The organism is Kitasatospora sp. NPDC058492 (assembly GCF_042720685.1).
Classification (GTDB): Bacteria; Actinomycetota; Actinomycetes; order Streptomycetales; family Streptomycetaceae; genus Kitasatospora.
This window is the reverse complement of record NZ_JBHXMU010000112.1, coordinates 1-14514: the sequence shown is the minus strand read 5'-3', so window position 1 is coordinate 14514 and position 14514 is coordinate 1. Positions and strand designations below refer to the sequence as shown.

Below are 14514 nucleotides of genomic sequence, written 5' to 3'. Positions count from 1 at the left end.
ACCGGTGTCTGCCACACCTGCCAACGCCCGCTTCCCACAAGAAGATCCACAAACCGCACCCGACAGCCCGCCCCAACCTAACGAAGTACTACTAGAAGCGGTTGGCCAAAAGCGATGGAGGTGAGTGAAGCGACGGGTGCAGGCGCCTTCTACCATTCGCGGCGGTTGTCGAGGTCCAAGTCCTCCCGAAGCGCTCTCTCGATCTCGGCGCCGGCGCGGTCTTCGAGCGCGGAGTAGAAGCGGTCTTCCGGTGAGCCAGCGGTCAGCCCTGCGCGGATTCGAGCTGCCTGTTCGCGGACCTCGACGTCCTGGGGGAACGGCTCGCCGGGTGAGGTTGACTTCACACCGGACATGACGGCGTTCATTAGGTGGCCGCCAACCCGGTGGTACAGCTCGTTCGAGTGCTGGGCGGCCGTCTGCAGGATGTCGGCCACGAAGTCAGGTTTCTCCCACAGGAGGTCGCGGTGAGCTCCGCCCAGGAGCGGGGCTATCGCCTGCATTCGTGCGGCGTCGCCCGACCTGAAGACCTTCAGGAGGACATCGAGCACTTCGCGGGTGTACGTGCCGCCCGCCACGATGCTGAACAACTTGATGCCGAACAGCTCTCGACGCCAGGGGTGTTCCCGTTCCCGTTCGAACCAGCGGACCAGTCTTTCCAGCAGGTCTGTGCGACGTGTGCTGTTCTTGAATGGGAGGGGAGCGCCCCAAGAGAAGGGGAGAGGGGTGCAAGCAGGTGCGGGATCAGACTCCCACGATTCCACCCGCTCGATGAGCATGTCGAGTGCTTCGTCCTCGTACGCCTCGGACAGGGCTGCGATGGCTGACTGGACCCGGTAGTCGTCTAGCGTCGGTGCTCCGGTCAGCTCGATGACGCAGCCCGCTCGTTGGTCCGGGGTCAGGTCGGACCAGGAGAGGGCGTCGGGGCCGATGAACGCCCACGCGAACTCCCTTGCCCCGGAGGGCAACGCCGAGAAGGGGACGGAGCAGAGGAGTGCGATTCCCTCCGATCGCGTCGAGAGGTTCCGGACCATCCGGACCGCCAGGGAGAGGACTGCGACGCGAACGGAGACGTCATGGTGTGCGGCCAGCCGGCGGGCCGCCGTGCCCTCCGACGTGTGCAGCGCGTTGCCTGCCGCCAGCCGGGTCAGGCTTGTCTGGAGGACGGATCGGAGCACGGCGGCGCGGCTGGTGTCCGACAGTTCCGTCAAGAGTTGCTCGGCTGCCAATGGATCGCTCTCCCAGAGGGCCTTCAACGCCGGTGCCACGACGAGGTCGACGGTGGTGTCGCCGCGTTCCAGTGCTCCGCGGATGATTGCCGTGGAGAGCCCGGGCCGTCCTGCCGCGAAGCCGTCGATCAGTGGCCGGCAGTCTGGTGGACATTCGGCGAACACCCGCACCCCCGTCTCCAGGAGGTCGCACAGCACGCTCCAGACGGTTCTGTCGTCCCAAAGGGAAGCGGCTTCCTCGGCAGCCTGGGTGATGCGGAGCTGCCAGGCGTGCTCAGAAGCGCCGAAGTCGTAGTCGTCGCCGACCAGTTGCCACTCGTGGCAGTCACTGTGCATCAGCACGGCGATCCGGTGCGGCAACGAGTCCGGCAGGGAGTCCGAGACCCGACGCGCTGCGGCCGAGGCCGATGCGGCGCCGTACAGCAGGTGCCACAGCACCGATCGGTGTACGGCGAGCGACACCAGCGGTCCTGGTCCGATCTCCCGGGTCCGTACGGCCAACTCCTCCAGAGCCGGGACCACCAGAGCCTCGAACGGGCCGCGTTGGTCCCGGAAGGCTTCCGCGAGGCTCCGCGCCGCGATGCCGGCCCGTACCGGGTCCGAGGAGCCATAGGCGTCGAGGAGCACTTGGTAGGCGCGGGCGCGTACGGAGGCCACACGATCGGCTGCCAGAGGCAGACGCGAGATGACGAGCGTCCACCCCTCGGTCTCATGGCGCTCCGCGACCGTTTCGAAGATCCGGTCCAGCAGGGCGAAGGGCATACGGGAGGAGGCGTGGGCCGTCCCGGCTTGCGCCCACCGGCCGACGGCATCGACGACGGCCTCCTGATAGAAAAGCGGCTTGTCGGGGGTGTACGAGGCGAGGTCGCTGAGGAGGCGTAGCGCTGAATGCGGGGCCGAGTGAATCGGCCGCACGTCGTGCTGTCCGACCTTCCACAGCAGATCGAGCGACTCCCCGAGATGCTCTGGGTCTTGTGCGGCGGCTGCCAGCACCGGAGGGATGTCGTCCAGCAGCCGCGCAAGGCCTGAGCGGTCCGCCTCGACCGTCGTGCGTAGGAGATCGAGGACACGCCTCGGCTGGAACGGGGCTACCTTGCGTACGACGGTCAGCAGTTGCCGGCGCGCATCGGCGCTCCCGGCTGCGTACTCCTGCGTGAGGATGAGCCAGAGGGGTTCGACAGGGGAAGGGCCATTGGGACGGAGGTCTCTCCACTGCCAGTCCACCCGTCCGGTGTTCACCAGTAGGTTGGTCAGCGGCTCGCCATCGGTGTTGTCGAGTATGTCTTCGAGAAAACCGATGGACTGCCCACTCCGGGGATCAAGTGCTGCCTCGGCCAGGAGGACATCACCCAGCAGGTCGGGCAGGATTCGGTGAGAGGTACCACGGCGCGCCAGGAGCCCGATGTCCACGAGGCGGGCCAGCCGGGTCCGAACGATGGCCGTTGAGACGCCGAGCAGGTGGGCCATGGTGCTCAGGAAGCGAGGTACGTCGATGCGTACGGGTTGCAGAGCTGCGACGAGGTGCAACAGGGACCGGTCCTCGTCGTGAGTGGCCGAGCTTCCCATAGCTTCTGTGATGAACGCCTCCGTCACCTGCCGGCGTAGTTCGCCGTCTCGTTCCACTTGTTCGGGATCGAGTCGCCCCCGCCCGATCTGTACGGCGCTGAAGAGCAGCAGGAACGGTGAGTCACCCACAGCTTTGGCGAGCCAGCGGGCCAGGTGTCGAGTCTCACTGCTCAGCGCCTGTGCCGCGAGGCTGGTGGCCTCCCTGGTCGAGAGCTCGCCGAGTTCCCAGGTAGGAATCAGGGAGTCGTCCATCCGGAGCTGCCTGAACGCTGTTCTGAGGGCAGCTGTGCCGGAGGGCCTGGTGGAGATGATGATCTTGGCTCGGGGTCGTTGACGGCAAAGGTCGCGGATGACATCCGGTAGGTCGTCGGGGCGCTGGTGCGCGTCCTCGATGACGACAAGGAGGCTGGAGTCGTCGGGCAATCGTGCCGAGACCTGATGGTTCACGGCCGGATACGCCGGCAGAACCCGTACAACGCCCCCGGTGCGGAGGACGAAGTCCGCAGCGAGAGCATGCAGGACACGGCTCTTCCCCGCGCCAGCCGCCCCCAGCAGGACGCCCACACGCCCGTTGGCTTCGTCGGTGGTAGTGCTGAAGGAGACCAGTTCCTTGACGAGTTCCGTACGGCCGACCAGGTTCCAGCGGTGGGAGAAGTAGGCGGCGGCGTGCGGATCTTCGAACGCCTCCTGCGCCGTGAGCCACGGATCGGGCGAGGTAACATCCGGGAGGACGTGGTAGATGCTCTGGTTGCCGTTCAGAACGGCGTAGACAGTGCTGCCGTTGTCGGCCGTGTTCTGTTGGACGAGGGGTCGCTCGTCGTCTCCGGAGGAACCGGGGTCCACGCTCGCCGCGCTGTTGTCGTCCATCCCTCTTCTCTCTCCTTATCGGTCCGCATGGCCTGGTGCGGGCGCACGACTGAGCTGGCAAGCCGACGGGCCGGAGCCGGTGACCGCGTTCGTTCGGGCTCATTCGTCCAGCCGTTGCAGTGTGGTGGCACTCGGGTGCCGGGCCAGGGCGAGCCCGTCCACCACAGCTTGGAAGTGACTCCGGGCCGCGGCCGTCACCTCGGGATGCAGGCCTTTCAACCAATCGACGAGGAGATAGCCGGAGGAGTCGACCGCCCCGACGCGGTCGACGGACAGCTGCCGGACCCAGCGCAGGCCGGGATCGACCTGTTCATGAACGGGCTGTGCCTTGAGGAAGCCGATGAGGTTGTCGAGGGCCGACCAGTCCTTGTCGACCTGAGCCGTCCAGTCCTCGACCAAGTCCGCTACAGGGGCGAGGGGGATCCACCGGCGTCGGGCCTCCCGCAGAGTGCCATCGACGTCCCGGTCCATCATGGACGCCACCGGGTTCGGGATGATCTCCGATCGCATCGTTCCGTGGTCGTGTCGTGCGAACCTGTCGGCGTCTTCGTCCTCCTGGTCCACGGCGGCCGGCAGGGGCTGGGTGAGTACCAGCTCCATGAGGTACGGCCAGGTGGCGGCGAGGGGCCGTACGAGGTCGCTCTCGTAGGTGGCGGCAGTCTTCAGGGCCCGCAGCAGATGGCTGAACGTTGAGGGCGAGACGACCAGCCGATCGGCGAACCGGATCAGTACAGCCGGCTCGGCGTCGGCGGCGCGCAGGAGGGAGGCTCCCAGACCCGCTCCCTGTTCGGTATGCGGCTCCGTACCCCACACCTGCGCTGCGCGGGCGTAGGCGTCCAACAGGGGTCCACGCAACTCGTGGGCCAGGGCCCGGCAGCAGTGCGGGGTCCGAGCGGCCTCCAGCACTGCCGAGACCGCGGGCCGCAGCACCACCGGGTCCATGTCCTTCCCCTTGCGAGAGACCAGAGCGGCAGCGAGGGAGGCCGAGGACATGTCGCCCGTCGTGGGCGGGGACGGACTGGCCCCGGGCTCCAGCGACTGGCGGACGCAGGACTCCACCGCGCGCCAGGCAAGGCCGTGATGGCAGCGGAGGTGATCCGCTGAACACCTGATGGACCAGAGCGGACGCAACCCTTCGACGGCGTACTCGCGTACCTCGTGCATCGGGTGGGCAGTGCTGTGCACCACGGCGCCGGCCACGCGTTCGGTGTCGATGGGCGGCGGCTCGCAAGCGTCGGCCAGGGGTGCGAGCAGACGCGGCAGGGCAAGGGCGGCCAGCCGGTTGCCGGCCCAGGGCTGAGTGGCGTCCGGACCGTAGAGCATATCGACGGGCTCGTGAACCGCCGCGATCAGCAGGTCGACCGACCACTGCAGATCCTCTGCGGTCGGCGCCCTGCTGATCGCTGCGGCATGTACGGCCGCAGCCGCTACCGCGCAACACCCGCCGGACGCCCATCCCGCTTCGTCGGCCGGCCCTCCGTGGAGCTCGCGTGCTGTCCGGAGGTCGGTGGCGAGCTGGTCGGGATCGGTGAGGACCGGCGCGCTCACGCGGTACGGCAGCGACCGGCGGAGCGCGTAGCGGTTGATCAACCCGTACTTCAGCGAGGTGAGATCGGCTTCCGCACGGTGGCGTTCCAGCACCGGGGCGTCGGCCTCTGACGCCCGCGCTTCGATCGCCTCCTGGTCACCGTGCCGCACCAGTCTGAAGCGCTCTAGGTCGAGGTGGTCGGCCCAGGACTTGACGGTCGACCCGGCCGCGCCGTCCGGCGCGGCTGAGCGGAGCCGATCGGCCACCGCTCTCAGCCGCGCCACGGCCTGCCTGTTGTCCGTGTGTGCGGCATTGACGACCAGAGTCATCGCGATCTCGACCGGTGAGCGCTTCAACCACTCGCCACCAGGAAGGTCGTTGCCGCCCCGGAACATAGTGCCGCCGACGATACGGCCGATCTCGAATTCCCAGACCAGGGGGACGGCAAGGAACTCGTCCAACTCGTCGGTGACCGTGTCCAGATGCCGCAGCAGCAGACCGTAGGCAAGACCGAGGCCGGGCAGTGTTCCGACCCGGGTCAGGACCAGTTGGGCGGCGGAGCGAACGGTGACGGCGCCGCGGTCGATCTCCCGTTCCAGCCAGCGTTCCAAGGCCATCAGCGCACTTATACACGGCTGGTGACCGTTCAGTGCTCCCCGGTACCAGTACCAGGAGCTGGAGGTACCCGCGTAGCAACGCGGGCCGGTGCCCAGGAAATCGGCGGTCACACCGGGCTCGTCGGCCGTCGTGCTCAGCGCCTCCAGGGTGCCTGTGACCATGGCCTCGATCAGACGTAGCCCGTGCGAGGGGGCGGCCTGGAGCAACCAGAAGAACGGGCCACGTGCCCAGTCGGCCCGGCTGTGGGCGAGGCCGCCGAGGAACTCGTGCTCCCCCATCCGCGGCCTCCGGCTGCGTCCGATGAATCGGCCCGGTCGATCGGAGTGCGGAAGGTAGTAGGCCGAGGCCAGTTCGACAAGCAGATCGGGGTCGGTCATGGCCAGGCAGCCGGCGGCCTCAGTACGGTCCACGGCTGGCATAAGGCTGGCGGGGCGCGAGTGCGCCAGCTTTCGCAGCAGGGCGGCCCCGGTACCGGCGCGCTCGGCACCGAGCAGCGCGAGTGCCTCGATGTAGGCGCCCGAGGGGAACTCCGGTACGTCCCGAAGCATGGCATCGCGCAGCAGGGCCCGCACCGTCCGATGCTTCGCCGTGTCGGTCCCGAGTGCCTCCTGCAGGAACAGGCCGCGCAGCCATGCCAGCACGACCTCGTCGCCCGGATCGGCGCGAGGGCGGGAGAGGACGCTCGTATGCCGAACGATCCATTCGACCACGGGTCCTGCGACCAGCGGATCGCAGCACCCGCCGTCGCCGAAGCGCTGCAGGATGCAACGCAGCAGGCTGTTCAGCAGGCCGGGCTCCCGGAGGAACTCCTCGGTCAAGGCGGAGAGGGCGTCGGAACACCAGTCGGCAGACAGGACCGCTTCCCAGAGGACGTCCTCCCAGCGTGCCCCGTGCCTCTCGGCGAGACGTACGAACTGTTGACGCGTCCGGTTCCAACGGGTGAGGAATCCGCCGGGCGCGTCCGGATCGGGCCAGAGCCTCTCCTGGCAGTAGATCCGGGCGGCATGGACAGCCCATCGAGGGCCAGTGCCCTCCAGGAGCAGGAAGCCGTCGTCCAGCAGTAGGCGCCGGGTCGTGGCGAAGTCCCGCAGCAGGTCGTGAGAGAAGGCGTGCTCCTCGCCCGAGACCGCCGACACCTCGTCGAGCGGGGCCAGGATGCCGTCGGACCGCAACGAAGCCAGGGCCGGTCCGGGCACCTCAGGTGGCCTCCTCCCCGTTAGTCGGGCCTCGGCCAGCGTGGCCAGGGTTCGGCCACGTGCCCCAGCCTCCAGACCGGTGGAGAGCTGGAGGCCGTTGTTGAGGACGAACGCGGTCCAGACGTGCCGGTAGACATCGGCCTCGCTTCTCAAACGAGCCGGTAGCCGGCCGCCACGCCCGATGGAGCGCAACAGCAGATCGATGATCTTGAGCCTGCGGAGCAGCCAGCGGGACCGGCCATCATCCGCCATTTGGGCGAGGTGCGGTGCCGCACGGAGGACGTCGTCGACCTCCCGGTCGTCCAGGGGCGGAACACTGGTCTCCGCCACTCCTCGGTGGCCTGCGCGCGCTACCAGATCACGCAGCATCTCCGCGGCGTCATCACGGCTGACCAGCACCGGAAGCAAGCCGGTACTGAGCGCTGCATCGACGGCCTCGATGGTCAGGTCGTCGAAGCCTTCCTGGGCGGCCTCGGTTCCGTCCAGGACGAGGATCCCCGAACGGGTCGGCGTTCCCGGTGCGCTGCTGTCCCGCTCCAGTGCCGACGTGACGAGTTCCGCCAAGCCTCCTGCATATGGGGCCATTGCCGGAAGGGAGGCCGCCAATACCTCTACGGAGCGGTCACGCAGTTCATCGACTGCTCGGAGCACTAGCGCGGACTTGCCGACTCCAGGCGCCCCACGGACGATGATGACCTCTTCCAGACGGTCGCTGACGAGTGCCTCTATTAGGTCGGCGAGTGCTGCCGGCCGGTCGACGGTCAGCTCCTGGTCCGGTCCGATGCGCAGTGTTCCCGGGTTTCGCCGAAGGCTCCTCTCCCACTGGGTGAAGAGCAGCTTTCCGTCCGGCCCGACGAAGTACTGGATGAACTGGTCACCGTTCTGCACCGCGTTGACGGTGCCGCCTGCGTCCGCGCGGTTGGTCTGTGCGGTCGGCTGGACGCCGGAAGGGGAAGCCGGCCCGGACCGTGCCTCGTCCTCCAGCCTCTCGTCGCTACTCACCTGGGAGTCGTCCGCGGTCCATTGGTGATGGACTGGTTGCCGTTTTGTACGGCATTGACGACTCCCTTGCGGTCCGCTTTGTTGATCTGCCGCAGCGTCGGCCCGGGGGTGAGCGGGCCGTCGACGGGCCCGGATCCGCCGGCCGGGGTGGCCTCCACGAGGTCGCCCGGCAGCGCGGCGATGACAGCCATCGCAGCGGCTGCGGCGTGCGAGGCCGCGATCTGCTGGCTGCCGCGGGCATCGGCCGACGCCTTGGCACCGTCGGCGAGGTCGCTGATGCCCCGGATCGTCAGTGAGTCCACCTTTCCGAGGGCGGCTGCCGTTGCGAGTCCCGCACTTTCCATCTCCACGGCAACCGCGTCGTTGAAGACCCGGACAAGCCGTTCACGCAGCGGGGAGTCCATCGAGTTGAGGACGGTCTCACCGGCGGCGACCGGCTTGACGTGGAGCTCCGGTAGCCGGTCCGGCCGGTACGCACCCAGGCGGATCCGTTCTTGCCAGGCCGAGCCGCGCAAACCGTGCAGCGCGGTTTGCAACAGTGCGTGCGAAGGGCTCCAGGCCGCCGGACGGGCGAACTGCTCGTCGGGTCCGTGCTTGGAGCCGTCGTACGCGTAGATCTTGTCTGCGACCACGACGTCACCGAGCCTGACATCGGACTTCAGGCTGCCTGCCACCCCAACGAAGATGATCGCCAGAGGTGCGAAGGCCGCCCTGAGCTGCTCTGCGACCACGGCCGTCCGGAGGTTTCCCGGTCCCACTTCCGCGATGACGACCTGGCGTTCCGATCCTGTCACCGTACCGACCTCGCACCACGTGCCCTCGTGGATCACTCGATGTGGTTCGAGCAAGTGCTCGCGTACCGCGTTGTACTCAAGACTGATTGCCGTCAGCACGACGACTGGGCTGGTTGAGCCGAACTCGCCTTCGAGCAAAGGACCTTACCTCCGGAATCGTGACTTCCATCGAGCGTACCGTCGCCCGCCGACAGTCCTGACTCGCTGCGAGCTGCGCCCGGCCAACAGCGGCTACTTGCGGGCATCGGCGACACCTTTCCGGTGACTGGCTGGCTGAGCCAGACTGTCTGGACGGGACCTTGACTCTCAGCACCGGGGAAACAGCCGTGACTACGACCGATGACATCACCGTTGGCAAGCTACTCTTGGCCGAGTACGACAGGGTGAAGGAGGAACAGAAGACCCGAATCGGCTTCCGGGACAATCTGCTCTACGTCACACTGGCTGCGATGGTGACGGTGCTGATCGGCGCGGCGCAGACACGCCAGCCCGCGTTGTTGCTGGCGCTGCCTGCGGCGACCTCCATTCTCGGATGGACCTACCTGGCAAATGATCAGAAGATCAGTGCGATCGGCCGCTATGTCCGTACTGATCTAGGGCCTCGCCTGGCGGCGCTCGCTGGCGAGCATGAGAGCCTCTTCGGTTGGGAGTCGGCACACCGAAGCGATGGCCACCGGAAACAGCGGAAGATCATCCAGTGCGTAGTTGATCTCACCGCCTTCGCTGCGGTTCCGACTGCATCTCTTGCTGCGTTCTGGGTCTACGGCGCGGGGGTGACTCTGCCGATCATCCTGTCCGTTCTGGAAGTGTTGGCAATCGTCGTTCTCGCTGCCCAGATAGTCCAGTACGTCGACGTCGCGGGGTAGGCCGGTGGTCTGCAATATGGGGTTCCGACTCGTATCGCAGGTGGTTGCCGAGTGCTCATTGGCTCACCGTTGCTCGGTGTATCTGAACGCGATTCTGGGTTGTGGGAACAATTTGATACCCAGGCGCACTGGGCGTTTGTGGGCGGATGTGAACGGAGTTGGACTTGCCTGGCCGATGCAATATCTGGGCTTCCGCAGGCCTGTGGCAATAAATTAAGCTGTCATATCGGCTCAACTCGATGTCAATAAAGATGAGTTAGCTGCTCACGCGGGAACCATTAAGATGCTCGGCCATGCAATATGTCAATCAGGGCACTTGACTTTGCGTAAACGTGCCTCTTGCTGGCTTCTCGTGGAGCCGGGGATGAGCCCGCGATGCTCCGAGCCAAACTGAGTGGAAGGGCCCGCTCGAATGAGGGCCTGGCGGTGTGGCGGGCGCTGACGGTGCTCACCGACAGCAAGACCGAACCCGCAGGCAAGGGATCGACGCAGGCGGCTTGAGCGGTCCTCAAGCAATCCGGCACCGCTGTCCGTCCCGGTGGCTGCGCTGCAGGGGGTAGCGGGAGGTGTCGGGGGGAGGTGCCCAGCGTGGCGACCATCAGAGCGAGTCGGAAGATCGAGCGCGCCGGAGTGAACGCTCTGCGCACGCTACTGGAGGAGCACGATCACCTTGTCCAGGAGATCGACGGCGGTGCCGATCACGGCGAGGATCTCTACGTCGGCTTTGCGAGCGATGGCCGGCGCACCGGGCACGTCATCGCTATCCAGGTGAAGAGCGGCGAAAGGTACAAACGGGCTAAAAGGTACGCCATCCCGGTGGGTGGTCACCGACAGGACTGGAAGGAAAGCCGCCTTCCGGTCGTGGGGGTCGTTTACGACCGCGACCAGAAGCGACTGTTCTGGGTCAACCTGACTCAGGAACTGCAGCAGGGCAGCGAGGCGCGTTGGATTCGGGTGCCCGCAGCCAACGAGCTGACGGATGCGACCCTCGCCGGATTCGTCAGTGAGCTACAGGCGTTCATTGACGCGCAGGGTTCGCGGGTGGTCGAAGAAGGCGACGGCCCGGCGGCTGCGACCGTGCGTAGGGCGCCGAGGGTTGTTACCCGGCGAAAACCCATCGGGGGCGGCCGGGTGTTGGACGTGCTCGGCATGGTGGTGATGGTGGCCTACCTGATCTTCATGGCCGTGATGTTCATGATGACGACGGTGCCGGTCCTCCAGGCCGAAGGTGAGGATCGGGGATTCGCGGTCGGGTCACCCTTGGCTGCCATCCTTGCGTGCCTTTTCGCTGGCTCTATTGGCACGCTCTTTCCGCGGAGCATGCCAGCCCGGATCACCCTTTTGTTCGGCATTGGGGACATCTGCTTGAACAACTATCGGGTCTTTAGCCTGCGCGTTTCGGTTCACGGCGGCTGATCTGGGGTGATCTCTGTGTGAGCTTCCCCCGCTGTGTGGGAGGTGCTGATTAGCTGGTCAGAGCGGGTGTGGGTAGGTCGAGGGCCGCTGGTTTGGCCGTCGCCTGGTCGGCGTAGTACTTGGCTTCGTACTCGTCGGGGCTGAGCCAGCTGAGGCGCTTTTGGATGCGGCGGCTGTTGTACCAGCCGTCGATGTAGGCGAACAGGGCGAGGTCGGCGTCGGTGCGGGTCGCGAAGGTCGTGCGGCGCACGCACTCGGTCTTCAGGACGCTCCAGAAGTTCTCCGCGAGGGCGTTGTCGAACGAGTCGCCCACGCTCCCCATACTCGGCTCGATTCCCGCCTTCAGCAGGCGGGTTGTGAGCTTGATGGACGTGTATTGACACCCGTGGTCGCTGTGATGGATCAGCTTGCCGGGCTCGACTGGCCGGCCGTGCAGCGCGTACTCCAGGGCGGTGAGGACGAGGTCGGTGTCCGCCCGCTCCGAGGTGTGCCAGCCCACGATTCGGCGGGAGAAGGCGTCACGGATCGTGGCCAGCCACCATGCTCCCTCGCCGGTCGGGACCAGCGAGATGTCGGCGACCCACAGCCGGTTGGGGGCGCCCGCGGTGAAGTCGCGCCGGACCAGGTCCGGGGCGGGGTCGGCCGCCGGGTCGCGGCGGGTGAAGGAGCGGGGCCGGCGCGGGCTCACGCCTTGCAGGGCGGCCTCGCGCATCAGGCGCTCGACTCGTTTACGGCCGACGCGGGTTCCCTCGCGCCGCAGGACGGCGTGGACGCGTGGAGAGCCGTAGGTTCCGTCGGAGTCGGCGTGAACGCGGCGGATGTGCTCGGTCAGCTCGGCGTCGTGGCGCTTGCGCTCGCACGGCTCGTGAACGTCGCGGCGCCAGCGGTAGTAGGTGGAGGCGGGGATGTGCAGTTCCCGGAGGACGGGCTCGGCCCCGAAGCGGTCCTGGTGCTCGTCGATGAGCTTCAGTACCGTCGCCGGGTCGGGTCGAGCTCCTGGGCGAAAAAAGCCGATGCGGCCTTGAGGATCTCGCAGGACCGGCGGAGCTCAGCGTTCTCCTTGCGCAGAGCGGCCAACTCCTCCTTCTCGGCGGTGGTCAGCCGGTCGTCACGCTCACCGCGATCCGCCTCGTCCTGACGGATCCAGTTCCGCAAGGCCTCGTGGTGCACGCCCAGGTCCCGGGCGAGCTGACGGATCACGGGCTTCGGATCCGCGGCCCGGTACGCGGCAACAGCGCGCTGCCGCAACTCGGGCGGGTATTTCATCGGTGCAGCCATGGCAGAGGCTCCCTTCTCATGGCCCATCAGGCCATCTCCGGCGACCTTCCGCACCTCGGGGGAACCTCAGTGTCGGAGGTCGCGGGGCTGCCGTCGGACGTTGGGCATGGCGAGGGCCCGGCGCGATGGCCGGGTGCTCCTGGATCCTCGGGTCGTGGGTGGTCGGGGGCTGCTTCGGGTCTGTCAGGTGGCTGGTCGGGGTAGTGCCATCAGGCGGCTGAACGCCGTGGTCAGTTCATGGCGCCAGGGCCAGGTGGTGGCGATCCTCAGGCGTAGGCGGCGGGCTCCGCGCGTGATCCGGGCGGCAGCGTGCAGGAGGCGGTAGCGGAGCTTCTTGGGTTCGGCGGTGGCCGACTCGCCGTCCAGTAGCAGGGTTCGTGCCCAGGCAAGCAGGTCGATCGCGGTCAGGGAGAGCTCCAGCCAGACCTGGTTGATCGCGAAGTGGCGGGAGGGGAAGCGGCCGAAGCCGGTGGTCTTGCCGCAGCGGATGTGGTCCTCGACGCGGGCGTGAGCCCGGTGGCGGACTTCCAGGTACTGGATCGAGCCGCCGCCGGCGACAGGCGTGTCGGTGAGGAAGACCTGGTGGCGCATGCCTTCGTCCTGGTCGAACAGGGACAGCTGGGCGCCTGGATGGGGATACTCGCGGCGGACGATGGCCCGGGTGCCGTCCGGGTATCCGGTGAGGTCGACCAGGCCGGTCAGTTCAGCGACTTCGGCGCTGGAACGAAGAGTCCCGTCCTGTTCCAGCGCGGGGTGCCAGAGCTGGTCGGGCAGGACCTGGATGGCCTTGCGGACCTGTTCGGTGACGGCGTGCCCGACGGAGAAGGTGGTTTGGATTCCGCGCTGTCGCAGGGCGCGTAGGCGGGCGAGGAAGGCTTTCGCGCCGCCCGCGCTGTCGGCTCGGATGAGGACCGGGGTGCCGTGGCGGTGGGCGTCGGGAATCTGCGCGAGGGCCTGATCGAGGACGGTGATGTGGTCGGCCGCGGTGTTCGCTCCGGCGTTGCCGGGGCGCAGGAGGCCGGCGAGGGCCTCGCCGGCGTTGTCCAGGAAGCAGAGCATCGGGTGGTAGCCGAAACCGCGTTTGTAGGTGGCGGCCGCCTCTTCCTTCTCGGAGTGGCAGGTGACCAGGGTGGCGTCAATGTCCAGGACCAGGCCGGGCAGTTGACGTCCTGCGGCCTGGGCCGGCGGTATCCCGTCCCTGGTTTCGGCGGTCTGCAGCCAGGCGACCTCGCGGGCAGCGGCCCGGGCTGCCCGCAGAGCGTTCAGTTTGTTGGTGTCGATGCCTGCCAGGACGCGCCAGGCGGTCGGGGTGGAGGCGACCGGCCCGAACACGTCGCGCTGGTCGCGCAGCACGGCCAGGTCCCGGATCGCCTCGCCTCCGTCGGCGAGCATCACCGCCAGGTCCACCGCGACGCGGCCGGGATCGTGCCCGGTCCCGCGCGGCCGCAGTCGGCGCAGGGCGTCGCTGAAGGTGCTGGTCAGCGTTGTGACGTCGGCCAGATCCGCCAGCAGACGCGAGCCGGCGTGGTTGACCACCCCGTGCCCGTCGGCACTGACGACGAGCTTGGGGCGTGACCGGGTAGTGTGCACGCAGAAAGTGCCTTCCTGCTGGTACGACTGGGACCTTAGACAAGCCTCATCGTTGCAGCTCAGAACAATGCCGGTGAGTTAGGGCGTTTCCGCAGGTAGGGGCGGGTGCCAGGCCACTTTGAGGGTGTACTGAACGTGACCGGGAGTGCGTGGCCGGTCTCGCTTCTTGGTTTCGAAGGTGTTCTTGGGCGGCTTCTTGACTCGGTCGCACTGACGGTCGCGTCGGGCTGGGAGGAGGCCGTCCAAGAGCTCGCGGACGACCTCGCTGCGTGCTGCCAGCAGCGTGATGGCGTCTGCGGCCGCTTGGCCGGCGACCTTCAGCCGGGCGAGCTGGACGGTAACCGTGAAGGAGATCCGGTCGGGGTCGATGGCGCCGCGCTGTGCGGCGTGCAACTCCAGTGCGCACAGCGCCTGGTAGACGGTCAGGAGTGCGTAGACCTCCTGGCAGGCCAGCTCGGGAGACTTCGAGCGCAGGACGAACCCGGCTCCGCGCAGGCGGTTCTTGAGCTCGTCGTACCCGTTCTCGATCTCCCACCTCTGATGGTAGATCGCCGCCAGGTGCCGGGC

The 14514-nt window shown here is 67.4% G+C and carries 8 protein-coding genes and 1 pseudogene; 2 read left to right on the top strand and 7 right to left on the bottom strand.

All coding sequences use genetic code 11. The features are described 5' to 3' along the window. Window positions 1–149 precede the first annotated feature (149 nt). The 3 genes from ACFWPI_RS38600 to ACFWPI_RS38590 form a co-directional block, all read right to left on the bottom strand. Entirely contained in the window at window positions 150–3659 is a 3510-nt protein-coding gene (locus tag ACFWPI_RS38600; protein WP_380380258.1) for a hypothetical protein, read from the bottom strand. A gap of 99 nt (window positions 3660–3758) precedes the next feature. After that, a complete protein-coding gene (locus ACFWPI_RS38595) occupies window positions 3759–8003 on the bottom strand; it encodes a hypothetical protein (RefSeq protein WP_380380256.1) in 4245 nt (1414 codons plus the stop codon). Continuing rightward, complete coding sequence (locus ACFWPI_RS38590; protein ID WP_380380254.1) at window positions 8000–8935, bottom strand: nucleosidase; 936 nt, start codon at window positions 8933–8935, stop codon at window positions 8000–8002. Before ACFWPI_RS38590 ends, ACFWPI_RS38595 begins: the two co-directional genes overlap by 4 nt. Before the next feature lie 188 nt (window positions 8936–9123). Here ACFWPI_RS38590 and ACFWPI_RS38585 point away from each other — a divergent pair, with 188 nt between their 5' ends. Further along, a complete protein-coding gene (locus ACFWPI_RS38585) occupies window positions 9124–9663 on the top strand; it encodes a hypothetical protein (protein WP_380380252.1) in 540 nt (179 codons plus the stop codon). 588 nt (window positions 9664–10251) lie between these two features. Then, window positions 10252–11079, top strand: coding sequence for a DUF4365 domain-containing protein (locus ACFWPI_RS38580; protein WP_380380250.1), 828 nt, complete (start codon window positions 10252–10254; stop codon window positions 11077–11079). A gap of 49 nt (window positions 11080–11128) precedes the next feature. On the opposite strand, the gene ACFWPI_RS38575 is transcribed toward ACFWPI_RS38580, so the two are convergent. The 4 genes and pseudogenes from ACFWPI_RS38575 to ACFWPI_RS38560 form a co-directional block, all read right to left on the bottom strand. Further along, window positions 11129–12040 (bottom strand): IS3 family transposase, encoded by a 912-nt coding sequence (locus tag ACFWPI_RS38575; RefSeq protein WP_380380260.1) that lies wholly within the window; start codon window positions 12038–12040, stop codon window positions 11129–11131. 5 nt (window positions 12041–12045) lie between these two features. Then, the gene (locus tag ACFWPI_RS38570; protein ID WP_380425362.1) at window positions 12046–12411 is read right to left on the bottom strand and encodes a transposase; all 366 of its coding nucleotides are present in this window, start codon (window positions 12409–12411) and stop codon (window positions 12046–12048) included. Window positions 12412–12540: 129 nt separating this feature from the next. Then, complete coding sequence (locus ACFWPI_RS38565; RefSeq protein ID WP_380380246.1) at window positions 12541–13947, bottom strand: IS1380 family transposase; 1407 nt, start codon at window positions 13945–13947, stop codon at window positions 12541–12543. Window positions 13948–14025: 78 nt separating this feature from the next. After that, window positions 14026–14514: pseudogene (locus ACFWPI_RS38560) on the bottom strand (hypothetical protein); the annotation flags it as partial.

Coding starts and splice junctions, on each gene's coding strand:
- ACFWPI_RS38600 (WP_380380258.1), bottom strand. CDS start 3,659: ATGGACGACAACAGCGCGGCGAGCGTGGACCCCGGTTCCTCCGGAGAC.